The sequence below is a fragment of the Phocaeicola vulgatus ATCC 8482 genome (genome assembly GCF_000012825.1).
Taxonomy (GTDB): domain Bacteria; phylum Bacteroidota; class Bacteroidia; order Bacteroidales; family Bacteroidaceae; genus Phocaeicola; species Phocaeicola vulgatus.
Genome location: NC_009614.1, coordinates 2300245 through 2313352, shown reverse-complemented (window position 1 = coordinate 2313352; position 13108 = coordinate 2300245). Strand labels below are relative to the sequence as shown.

Annotated in this window: 7 protein-coding genes; 1 reads left to right on the top strand and 6 read right to left on the bottom strand. The window is 41.3% G+C overall.

Annotated features, from left to right (window positions below; translation table 11 throughout):
- The first annotated feature begins 167 nt into the window (after nt 1-167).
- Nucleotides 168-1643 (top strand): MFS transporter, encoded by a 1476-nt coding sequence (locus BVU_RS09105; RefSeq protein ID WP_005842798.1) that lies wholly within the window; start codon nt 168-170, stop codon nt 1641-1643.
- Between the two features lie 53 nt (nt 1644-1696).
- Here BVU_RS09105 and BVU_RS09100 read toward each other — a convergent pair whose 3' ends face one another.
- From BVU_RS09100 to BVU_RS09075, 6 genes are all read right to left on the bottom strand, one after another.
- A complete protein-coding gene (locus BVU_RS09100) occupies nt 1697-5023 on the bottom strand; it encodes a DEAD/DEAH box helicase (protein ID WP_011965337.1) in 3327 nt (1108 codons plus the stop codon).
- A 21-nt stretch (nt 5024-5044) separates the two neighbouring features.
- The gene (locus BVU_RS09095) at nt 5045-5785 is read right to left on the bottom strand and encodes a hypothetical protein (protein ID WP_011965336.1); all 741 of its coding nucleotides are present in this window, start codon (nt 5783-5785) and stop codon (nt 5045-5047) included.
- Nucleotides 5786-5881: 96 nt separating this feature from the next.
- On the bottom strand, nt 5882-7345 hold the full coding sequence (locus BVU_RS09090) for a glycoside hydrolase family 140 protein (protein ID WP_005849183.1): 1464 nt from the start codon (nt 7343-7345) through the stop codon (nt 5882-5884).
- A gap of 69 nt (nt 7346-7414) precedes the next feature.
- Nucleotides 7415-8419, bottom strand: coding sequence for a glycoside hydrolase family 43 protein (locus BVU_RS09085; protein ID WP_011965335.1), 1005 nt, complete (start codon nt 8417-8419; stop codon nt 7415-7417).
- Between the two features lie 185 nt (nt 8420-8604).
- A complete protein-coding gene (gene aldA, locus BVU_RS09080) occupies nt 8605-10041 on the bottom strand; it encodes an aldehyde dehydrogenase (protein WP_011965334.1) in 1437 nt (478 codons plus the stop codon).
- A gap of 215 nt (nt 10042-10256) precedes the next feature.
- Nucleotides 10257-13043 (bottom strand): two-component regulator propeller domain-containing protein, encoded by a 2787-nt coding sequence (locus tag BVU_RS09075; RefSeq protein ID WP_032946382.1) that lies wholly within the window; start codon nt 13041-13043, stop codon nt 10257-10259.
- Between the last annotated feature and the right edge of the window lie 65 nt (nt 13044-13108).

The following is a 13108-nucleotide window of genomic DNA, read 5'->3' as shown; positions in this document are numbered from 1 at the left end:
AGAAATCAACTCGTTTTCAGTTTTTTTTGCGACATTCAGAATGATTTTTTTAGAAATCTTACCATTGTACCGATTTATACAGGCTTTCCACCAATTTTTGCATAGAGAATAGGTACAGAATGGTTATTTTTGCGTCTAATAAGAAAAACATAATTAAATCTATTATCATGAGTACATTTCAAAAAGTAGGTGAGAAGATGACAAACTTCAGATGGATAATCTGTGGTCTGCTATTCTTTGCCACTACAGTCAATTACCTCGACCGTCAGGTGCTTTCACTAACCTGGAAAGACTTCATTGCTCCGGAATTTCACTGGACGGATTCGAATTACGGAGATATCACAGCTATTTTCTCTATAGTGTATGCCATTGCCAACCTGTTCGCCGGTCGTTTCATTGACTGGATGGGAACTAAAAAAGGTTATCTCTGGGCTATCTTTGTCTGGTCCTTAGGAGCTTGTCTTCATGCATTGTGCGGTTGGGCAACCGAAGAAACATTAGGTATTCATAACGCAGAAGAGATGCTTTCTGCAACAGGAGCCGTCGCTTCAACTATCGCTATTACCAGCGTTTATTACTTTATCGCTGCCCGAATCGTATTAGGTGTAGGTGAGGCAGGAAACTTCCCAGCAGCTATTAAGGTAACAGCCGAATATTTTCCGAAAAAGGACCGTGCATATTCCACTTCCATCTTTAATGCAGGTTCTACAGTAGGTGCTTTAGCCGCTCCGATCACTATTCCTCCTTTGGCACGTTATTTCCAAAGTATTGGTGTGGGCAACGGATGGGAAATGGCTTTCATCGTTATCGGTGGTTTAGGATTCATTTGGATGGGACTTTGGATGTTCCTCTATAAGAAACCCAATGTCAACCCTCGCGTGAATGCTGCCGAACTGGAATATATCGAACAAGACAACAACAATCCTGAAGAATCAGCAGAACAACAAGCTGCTGCCAACGACTTCGACAACAAGAAGATTTCATTCTTGCAATGTTTCAAATTTCCCCAAACATGGGCTGTATTTGTCGGTAAGTTCATGACTGATGGCGTATGGTGGTTCTTCCTGTTCTGGACTCCGGCATATATTTCGGATGTATACGGTTTCGCTTCAGATACGGGTACCGCACAAATGTTGATTTTCGTATTATATGCTATTACCATGTTATCTATTTATGGTGGTAAGTTACCTACTATTATCATTAATAAAACAGGTAAGAATCCATATGCAGCCCGTATGCAGGCTATGCTTATCTTTGCCTTGTTCCCACTGCTGGCATTGTTTGCCCAACCTTTAGGCAATTATTCATATTGGTATCCTATCATTATTATCGGTATTGCAGGTGCTGCACACCAATCATGGTCTGCCAATATTTATTCTGTAGTAGGTGATATGTTCCCCAAAAGCACCATCGCTACTATCGTAGGTATTGGTGGTATGGCAGGTGGTATAGGTTCATTCTGTATTAATATGGGATCTGGCAGACTGTTTGACTATGCAGCAGAAACGAATATGACTTTTATGGGATTCGAAGGAAAACCTGCCGGCTACTTCATCATATTCTGTGTATGTGCCGTAGCTTATTTGGTTGGTTGGATTATCATGAAAGCATTGGTCCCCAAATACAAACCGGTTGATGCCTAATTAAAGAATTCACCACAGACTACACACCTAAGTAGCCTGTGGTATTTTTTTCCCTAATAAATAGTTTTCAGAAGATATTGATAGATAGAATTATGACTTAATATTTCAGGGACTCCTGTGATAAAAAGCTGCTTGCGTGCACGCGTTAAAGCGACATTCAGCTTACGGTCAATCTGTACACCGTCCTCTTCTGTCAGGTTGGGCAGAAACCTTAATTGATAGAGGTGATTCACACAAAAAGAATAAATAATGACATCACGTTCGCTGCCCTGATACCGTTCCACAGTGTCAATGGAAATCCTACTCAAAGCAGGAATAGCCAATGCCTGAAGCTCTTTACGTATCAAAGCAATCTGACTTCGATAAGGAGTAATGACCCCTAACGTTCGATTCGGATCAAATTCCTCTTCATGAGCCAGATACACCTCTTTGGCTAAACCGGCGACAATCTGTGCCTCATATCTGTTTGTTTTTCCGGAAACGCTCTCCAAATCTTGCTTCGAAGGGATAAAACGTACCGGAGCCTCTATGTGCTCCAACTGATGAGGTAATCCCAAAGCCTCCAATTTTCCGGCATAAAATGCTTTATTGGGAAAAAAAGCCACTCCCGGATGCATACGCCCCTGACGGCAAAGCATATCTATCGCTTTAGGAGATTCTTCTTTTAAATGAAAACGATAAAGCCGCTCAAACAGAGAATCTTTTAAATTAAAAAGTCCGGCTTCCCTAAGTCCCTCATCATGCACTTCAGAATGTCCGCTATTCTGCAAAATAACGGCAGGCAACTGTTTATGATCACCTATCAGGATAAATTTACCCACTGCATTTCTTTCATCGGCAAACTTGGCACACAGAATACCCAACAATTGGGGTTCTAATATTTGGGTGGCTTCATCCACTATGGCTACATCAAAACGTTTTAATTTAAAAAGTTCAGCTTTAGCCGCAATAGAGGCCACGGTTCCAACATATACTCTGCAATCTGCCATACGGATATTCACCTCTCTCCTACTGTTACATTCCGCCAATATATTCTCCAACAGATGTCCTCTAAAACGTACATCACAGGAAAGCTCACTTCCCACCCGTATATAATCTATACAGGGGGTGATAGAGGACAGTGACTGACAAATTTCATCAACAGCCCGGTTGGTATAAGCCAGTAACAATATCTGCATAGATGATGCTGCATAGAAATGTTCCACCATTCTACGCAACGCCCTCGAAGTCTTTCCTGTTCCGGGAGGTCCCACCAGAAGAAAATAATCACGGGCCGACTCAGCTTTCAACGCCACCCTCTCAAAATCATCACCGGTCAGCGCTATAGCTTCATCAAAAGACGAATCAAAGCGGGGAGGCCGTTGTCCCAGCAATAATTCCCGTCTTTCCGTATTCGCATCCAGAAAAGCGGAGAGTCCCAAATACATACTGCGAAATGTAGTATCCATCGTATCATGTTCTACAGCATAACGACTGTCCGGAGAAAAAACGGAAGCATTACGTTGGGTAGCACGTAAACGAATACGCAATTCTGTATCTGTAATCTGCTCAATATTACCCTTAAAAACCATTTTATTGGTCGCATTATCCAAGTCATTATTACGCTCATACAACACAACCACATCTCCTGTACGGAAATTGGGAAGAAACATTTCATCATATTGCGGAATAGACAAAAGTATATAAGCCTTATGAGCCTGTGATGCCCTATTTTCCATTATCTGCAAATCATATAATATCTCTCCCGCCTCACGTTTCTCATCCAGTGTACTCAGCCAAAGAGCTGAAGCCCCTGCACGTCCTTCATAATCCACATCTCCCGATTTGGAGGTATAAAGTTCTTTTGTAATGAAATTATAAAGCGTATAAAAATAGGCCTGCTCCAAAGGTTCCAACGCCGACAGCTTCTCCCGGAAACGCGAGATAGAGGGCTTCAAATACTGTTCCCAGAATCTGCCGCTCAGTTTTCTTTCATTCACCACCTCCGGATTGATTTGTGCCAACAAGTTGCGTGTAAAATCAGGATGATTATGGAATTGTACCCCATACTCGGCAGCAACAATACGGTTACGCAAATTGATAACCCGCCTTACCTGAGCCCACGATGCTCTGGCCGGATACAATAAAGGATAACGGGTATAAAGCAAATAGGGATGCATACGCCGCCGGTCCTGTCCCATGCTATATTCCAACACTGCCATATATAGCAGCATCTGAACCTTATTATTTTCCTTGGGTTCCACTTTTCCCTGCATGGAGAATTCATCCGCTTTGCCCGATTTCATTTCTATAAAGCTGCTCATATCCCGCTGCATATAGTCCAGACGTCCCTGAATGCCCAACGCCTCGCAAATATAGGACGGTTCCAGCACAGCCTCCTTTTTATCCAGATTATACCCCGGCTCCAAAAAAGTGTGTTGTACAACGTCCCGTATATGCTCAAAATGCATCCGGCAATCCTTGGCAAACTCTTTCTCTTTGGACGGGTCACGAAGTTCGGCACAAGCAGCCAGTTCAATGGGATACTGCCGGAATGCCTTCTTCATACAGTCTATATAGTCCGGCTCCTCCTCACCTGCATGTATCCATTCATCCAGGAACAGATTGGCTATATTTCCCAATAGCAAAGGGCGGGCATTATCAATCGGCACCAGCCGGCTCAAAAAATAGTTTGCCGGATGGCTGCCATAATCCTTGTAACATTCCGCCAATGAACTGATATCTATCAAATAATCCGGTTCCAATACGATAAAAGAAGGGGTATAAATTCCATCCCTATCTACAGAAACATCCAGCAGATTAAGCTGGGCATATCGCCAAAGTTCCTTTATGGTTTCTTCAAATTCATGATTGATACCGGGTTTATTATAAACAACTCGTATAGGTTCATCAGCTATTACATCTACAGGATGTACATACAAATAGGTATCATCGGCATAATCAAAGCATACACGGATGCGGCGGATGTATTCCATCTTTTCTTTTTTCCCTGAAGATGCTATTTCCTGCTTGGGAAGAACTGAGAACAACTTCAATGGAATATCCTGTGCAAACATCTTCCTATATGCGTATGCCACTGCACGCAAATCACGCAGGAACTCTTCTTTTACAGGAGACTTACGATGGTTCAAAATATCATTGGAAGTCAGACGAAAGGTATGTAACTGATTCTGTTCTTTCAGATCCAGCCCATATTGAGTGGCTACATAATTAATACGGGCGGCCAAATCAGTGGTCTGCAAACTATTCCCTTGTATCTTTTCACGCACCACACGCTCCAATGATTCACGCAATTGCCTGTAACGGCGTTCCAATGGCTGGTTTTCATCTACATAAAGCCTGTATAACTCTTCGTAATATTCTTCTATCTCTTCATTCATGCCGTAAAGATACACAAATTATTATTTATAGAATACTGGCATAATAATAGGATGGGTTTCCCATTTACGGGTCATCGGATTAAATTCCCTCTCTGCTCCCGCTTCAATTCCGAAACTATCCGATATTTTAAATTCCAAAGTGCCTCCGTATGAATTCTGGTTCATAAAAAGCTGTGAAGCGGGAGTCATACCATATCCGTTATACACCGAGTATGTGCCGAACATATTGATCTTCATTCTGTCATTAATGCGAAAAGACAACCTTCCCTTAGCACCTAAATCATTAAAGCGGACTCCATATACATTGTATTTAGCAGCATATACTCCTCCCGTCACGGTTATAAAATCATTGAGACGCTGTGTGTACATCACTCCGGCATTACGTGCCTCACCTATAGAAGGCAACCCTTGAAAGGAATGATAACCACTCAGAATCCCTGTACTATTAATCTGATAAGCACGTCCATCTATATAATCATGTCCGAAAGGATTTCCGGAAAAAGTATAAGGGGATATCTTAGGCATTTCTTCACGGGGAGTAAAATCAAATTTTGGCATCCGCAACGTATCAGATAAAACGGGAGGTGTCAACGTAGGAGGTTCGTTTATAAAATCCATACTTTTATCAGCCTCATTCATCTCATTGATAAACTCATTGATTTTATCTTGCCGGATGATGAGCGTATCCTTGTCATTTTCAACCTGAGCTATGCCATGCAAGGAAAGAATACAAAAGAATAAGAACAAGCCAATGCGTTTCATTTGTAAATGTGTTTTTTCAAAATTACAATTTCCGCATTGACTTTTCCCGTTTCATTAAGACTTAATAAGACTTTTTGGCTGTATTCCTTAAAAATGCTATTGATTTACCATAGGAAGTTCCAGCCATTCGGTAGAAATATAATTCTTGCTTGAATCTATAGCAATTAATACCTGGTCATTATCCCGATTATAACTGCCGTCATAGGTAAAAGGAGTAATTTTACTATCAAATTCTCCTATAAAAGAAAGTTTTCCATCTTTAGGACTATACCACCATACTTTCTTTTTTGCGCCACTGATTTTAGTCAAGTCAACAGACATCGGATTTCCGGAGTAATTGTATACTAACAAATAATCCTTTCCTCGAGTCGCAATGGCTCTGTCATAACGATTCCCATTCGTACCGGCAATTACACTTTGATCCGGTACACGTTCAAAATAAGGGAAAGTTAACATCAGATTCTTCAGATATTTCATCTGATTGAAGCCGGGATCCTGCATTGCTTTATACCAAGGTTTCTCTATTCCATCAGCTCCATACCCACCGGGTGTACCCGGTTTCAAGAACTGCATGATATTATTATGTCCGTATGTATGTCCGCAAGAGCCCGCAAAAACAGACCAATATCCATAGCGTCTCACATCACAGTCACGCCAGCGTGGCTGGGCAGGATCATGCAATCCCTGAGGAATACCTTCATAACTGGGTTCTGCATCCAGAACAGGCTTCAGTGGAGTCATGGACAAAGCCTCTTCTACATAACGCCAATTGTCTTCCTCCAATCCCGTAACAGAAGTATCACCATCTCCTTTTTTCTGGCCATAACGCCTGTGTCCACTTTGGAACATATTCATATCCATCCACTCCTTATTATTCAGATGGGTAGCACTGGATGTACGACCAAACGGATGAAAGGTCATGATATGATTCTCGTCCACAGCAAGAATACTATTCGCCAACGCCTCCCAAATCTCAGTATTCCGGTCAGCATAAGTATCTCCACCGATTACCCAAATAATATTAGGAGCATCTTTATATCGTTCACCTAAAAATCTACCATACGCTTTGGCCTCTTCAACATTCATCTTTCCGGAGCGCACAAGCCCTCCCCAGATACATACCATCGCTATGTAAATGCCGTTCTGCTCAGCTTTCTGAATAATATAATCCATGTGGTCCCAATACCCGTAAACTCCTTTTCTGTCTATATTCTTAAAATTGAAACCATCTATCATGGAATACTGGCCATAGAAATTCATGGCAGGAACTCCATTTATAGTCTGTACCTGCACCACATTGAAACCTGCCTGACGACAATGTTCCAGATAATAAGCAGCCTCATCTCTATTCAGTTTCTCGGGCAACAGCCATCCCGTATCCCCCAACCAGAAAAAAGGAGTTCCGTCCGCATTCATCAGATAACGGTTCTCTTTACTTACTTTCAGTTGTCCATGACTCCAAGGCTTATAAACCGACGATTTGCTCTGTGCTGCTGCCGAAAGCAGCCCTCCTTCCACCATCAGAAGAAGGAATAATAATACTAGATTCTTGTTTTTCATTTGTGCATTCATCTTATAAATTTCAAAAGCCCAAAGTAACTTATTCAAGCAGACAATTCTGGGTAATAACTAGTCTTTTTGAGGGAATCTTTTAGCTTCCTCCGCTTTCAGGTTGAGCAAAACTGATTCGGGAACTTCTATGATAGTACCATGCTTATGTCCTTGCGGAATAGAAATCTGATCGTCAATGGGAGTAAAGTTCTTGAAGTCTTTTGTAGACACGGCTCCAAACCGTCCTTCCCGATAAACATCAAAATAAATCAACCATTCATCACCTACTTTCACGGCACACGGACCTTCAGAGTAAGTCGGTGCAAATTTTACTGACGGATCAGCATAAGGTCCTTCTGCCGATGGCCCGGATACACAGAACAAATCACTGTAACCAGGCTTGCGATTGTCTTTTATAATTAATACATAGTCGTTTTTATCACGCTTTACTATAAATCCGTCAATAGAATTAAATCCCGGATCATAAAACGCCTTTGCAGGAGTAAACGTTTGGAAATCCTTGGTCGTGGTATAATAGGCACGGTGACTTTTATTAGCTCCCAAACTATCGGCTGCCGTATATCTTTCTACAGGAATGGCAGAAGACCAGGCAACGATGAACTGTTCCTTTTCATCATCATAGAAAACTTCCGGTGCCCACACATTGTTAGTCAAAGAGTCTTTCATCACTTTGATTTCGCGTTGTTCACTCCAATGAATCAAGTCTTTAGAACTGGCATAACCAAATCCCTGTTCTCCATTCCAACTGATTGTCCACACTAAATGGAAAGTTCCATCCGGGCCTTGGGTCATGGACGGATCACGCATCATCGAATTGGGAGCATATTTCTGTTCTTCGGTCTGTTTAGTGAAATAATTATAATAAGGAGTCTTATTTCCTATTTCCGGTTTCAACCATGAACCTGCGATACTATCCCAATGATAGCCGTCATAGCTGTAAAGATAATGTAACCCGTCCAATGCCGGCTCACGATGAGAAGTGAAGATATAGACTTCCTTTTCGGGTTTTGTACAAGCTGTAAAAGCCAATAAGGCAAAAACGAAGGAAAAAAACAATTTCATAGCATGCTGTTTTATGATGAATAAACCTTTTCCAACAGGACGAAACAACAAGTATTTTGTACTCTATACTTCTTAAAGTATCAATCTAAATCAATAATAAATATCCATCATATAACAAGATGTATCTCGAGACATAAAATACGAATTATATCCCGAGACAATCCTACATAGAATAATGATGAGAATCAGCCTTTAGTTTCCAAATAAACCAGCTGCGTCTGCAAATACTCTTCCAGCCCATGTTTACCATCCGCGCCGCCGATACCAGATTTACGCCATCCGGCATGGAATCCCTGCATCGCCTCAAAATTCTCACGATTCACATAAGTTTCACCAAATTTCAACGCACGAATCAATTTGAATGTCATATCCAGGTTCTGGGTATAAATAGAAGAAGTCAGCCCATATTCACAATCATTAGCCCAGGCAATGGCGTCTTCCACCTCTGTAAACTCAACAACCGGAAGTACCGGTCCAAAAGTTTCTTCCTGAATAATATCCATCTTTTGGGTACAATTAGTCAAAATCGTCGGTTCAAAGAAATATCCTTTAGTACCGATACGATGACCACCGCATAGCAACTCAGCTCCCTGCTCAATAGCTTTTTCCACTTTCTCTTCTACTGATTTCAGTGCATTGGCATCAATCAACGGACCCATATCGAGGTCTGTATACTGATTCGGATCACCCACTTTCACCTGCTTGAATCCTGCCAACAATTTCTCAAGAAAAGCCTCTTTTATACTAGAATGTACATACACGCGCTCACAGCAATTACATACCTGTCCTGTATTAATAACACGCGAAGCAATAATGGATTTTACAGCTAAATCCAAATCTGCATCCGGCATTACAATACCGGGAGCCTTCCCTCCCAATTCCAAAGAAACCTTCGTCACATTGGTAGAAGCGGCTGCCATAGTCTGTATTCCAGCCTCCACACTTCCAGTCAGACTAACCATACCTACTTTGGGGTTAGCAGCCAATTCATGTCCAATCACCGAACCACGACCGTTCACCAGATTGAATACACCTTTAGGCAACCCAACTTCATCTACAATCTGTGCGAAAACATACGCGTTTTCCGGTGTCAGCTGACTCGGCTTTACCACAATTGTATTCCCCGTCAACAGAGCAGGAGCGGCCTTACGGGCAATCAAGAAAAAAGGAAAATTCCAAGGCAGGATGCCTGTTGTCACCCCAATAGGTTTCTTAAAGACAAATATATTTTCGTGAGGACGGTCACTAGGAATGATTTCCCCTTCATAGCGACGGGCCCATCCGGCCATATAATCAAGGTAATCAGCCGTAAATAACACCTCTACATTAGCTAATCCTCTTGTTTTTCCACCCTCCCGGATAATAATATCAGTCAATTCCTGTTCCCGCTTGCGGATACCTTGTGCAATCCGAGTTAAATAGCCGGCACGTTCAATAGAGGTAAGACTCTCCCAAGAAAGCTGTGCCTTCACGGCAGCATTTATAGCAGCACGTGCATCTTCCGGTGTGCCATCAGGCATTTTAGATATCACTTCTTCCGTAGAAGGGTTCAATACATCAATCCACTTATCGGATTGGTTTTCGATGAATCGCCCATCGATGTACATCTTTAGTTCTTTCATGGTCTTAAATGTAAAATGAGTACCTTATTTCTTTCAATCTGAAATATTCAAGCAGCATTTTACAAATATATCGTTATTTATAAAGCCCAAAAATGTATTTTTGTTCATTAACATGGAAATTTATACACTTTAATTGAACTTTATGAATCATATTTATAATTATTCCTCCATCAACTGCCACAAAAGCTATCTCCTTCTTATCACTAAAACATCACTTATTTATATTGTGTAGGCAACACCCCAAACAGTTTCTTGAATGATTTTGTGAAATAACTAGGTGTATTAAAACCAACCTTATCAGCTATCTCAGCAATGGTAAGCCCTCCCTCTTTCAATAATTCGGCAGCTTTACGAAGACGTACATTCTTCACAAAATCAGAAGGCGAGCTTCCGGTGATGGATGTAATCTTACGATAAAGAGTAGCACGGCTCATGCACATATCCCTACTTAAATCTTCTATGGAATATTCAGGATTACTAAGGTTCTTCTCAACCATATCCAATGCCTTCCTTATTAATTGCTCATCAGATGCTGAAATAGAATTCGCTTCTACTTTTCCTTCTTCCGACAATGGATCTATCTCATGCCTTTGCTCCGGATTTTGTTCCAGTGGCAGAACAGTCTGTGCAACAATGGACTTCCGTAATTTCATATACATCCGGCCCAATCCCCAAACAACCGATAAAACAACAAGCACATAAAACAAATACGCCCAACCTGTTTCATACCAAGCAGGCAAACACTGGATCATGACCGTTAATGTACTCTTACTCCACAGCCCATTCTCATCTGTAACACGGACTTCCAGTTCAAATTCCCCCTTTGACAAATCTGACAATCCGATACTATTTTCCCCTGCCGGCAAGGCCACCCAATTATCGTTTCTTTGTTTATAACGATAAGCATATCTTACCTTATCCGTATTCAAATGGTCAAAAGTAGAAAAAAACAATTTCACATTTCTCTCATGAGGAGACAGGCTTATTTTCTTTTGATTATCCACCCCGATTTCAGAGGTGTTATTCATTTCGACGGATGTCAAATGCACCGTTGGTTCAGGTATCCTCCTCTTTTTTTCATTATAGTGAGGAAAAGTCACAATTCCACCTCGTCCACCCACACTCATTTCTCCCCGAGGATCTTTATACAATGACTGGAAATCTTCCAGATTTATCCAAGAATCAGTACAAGACATCATAGTAAAGATATGTGTTCCGGGATGATAGACCATCACCCGCTGTGATGTAAGAATCCAAAGATTCCCATCGTCATCCGACTTTATATCCAACACAGCATCCCCTGTCAATCCACAATCTTTTGTCCGGGAAATAAAATCATTCGTATCCGGAGAATAACTATACACATTGCCCTGTTTAGTACCCACCCAAAGATTGTTGTCCGGTGCAACAGTCAATACCGAATAATTTTCTCCTGTATCCTTTATTTGCAACCGGCTTTCTCCGGAAATTCTCCACAACCCTCTACTTTCAGTTGCAAAATAAACAACTCCTTCATTAGACGAAACGATAGCATTTATAAAACCAACATCATCACAAACTGTAGTCAATCGGCCTTCCTCCAAGCTATACCGGAATAAATGGTAAGTAGTCCCTATCCAAAGATTCCCACGACGGTCATCATGCAAAGCACGGATACGCTCACCTTGTTTAATGGGTATGGTACATACGATGGATTCAAAAAGCCGGTCCTCCTTATACCGAATTAAAATTACCGAATGATCCCTTACCATATAGATTCCCTCTCTATCCGATGGCCTCTCAAAGAAAAAAGAAAGCTCCCTGTCATTCTTAACAACAGACATACGATCTCTTTGGGGATCATAAGCATACAGCCCCAATTTCTTTTGCCTGATCCAATAATAATTTTTCTCTTGAGAAAACTGCATAGGAGATGCGATTACCCCCAGATTTTGCTTTACCCCTTCCATAGACAAAGGAAGCACTTCATTGGGTAGAAAAGAAATAATGAAAGAAGAAGGATAATAACCTGTCACCCATAAATTTCCGGATTGATCGGAAAGAATCTTTGTGAGGATTTTCCTGTCAGCTGATAATAAACGGGAGAGATCCACCTTATCCAAGGATGCATCGGCCGTTATTTTATAGGCATATAAGTTATCTGCCGCAGTCACCCACAAATATCCCTTAACAGAATCTTGTATGATATGATGAAGCTTTCGGGCATCGGAGTTAGAAGACGCATTATCCACTGTTTGCAATCCAAACATTTTGTCCGTATCCTGTGCCTTGGGGTCAAAACGTACAATTCCTTTTCCCCAAGTAGTAACCCAATAATACGGAGTGTTATGATCTTCCGTCATGCTTGTGGGATACTCATCATAGGGCCAAGGATATGAAATAAAAGAGTCCTTTACCTTATCATAGCAAAAAAGCCCGCCTTTTGCTTGAGTTACCCAAACAGTCTGTTTCTTATCCTCATAAATAGAATTGACGGTATTCTCCCGTCCTTTCCATTTAAGAATGTATTTTCCGGTTCTTTCCCCTGACTCATTGTATCGAAACAAATGCCTGTTAGTCGAAATCCAGATCGTACCATCAGACGTCGCTGTCATTGTAGTTATAGTCCAGCTCTTTATCGTTTCATCAGCAAGCGCCCTTATCTCATAATCTGTTTTTGACAAAATATAGGCGCCACGCTTCGTTCCAAACCATATTTTCCCTTCACCGTCTTCAGTAATACACGTCACACTGTTGTTTTCCAAGATTCCCGGATTTTTGAAATCAGAACGGAACACTTTCACCATATATCCATCATCACGACACAAACCTCCCCCCTCAGTGCCATACCACATATATCCTTCCGAATCCTGGAAGATACAAAGCAATTCTTTGGTCGGCAACTGTTCCGAATTAGGAAGGTTTCTTACTATCATATCAAATGCTTTGACCGGAACGGCATTTATCCGCACAGTCAATAACAAAATAATGATTGGTAATACTATCCTTCCTATGTTTTTCATATTCTTCACGCAAGTACTCCTGTTGAAAACAAACGAATACAAAGCTAGGAAGAAATTCAAGAACT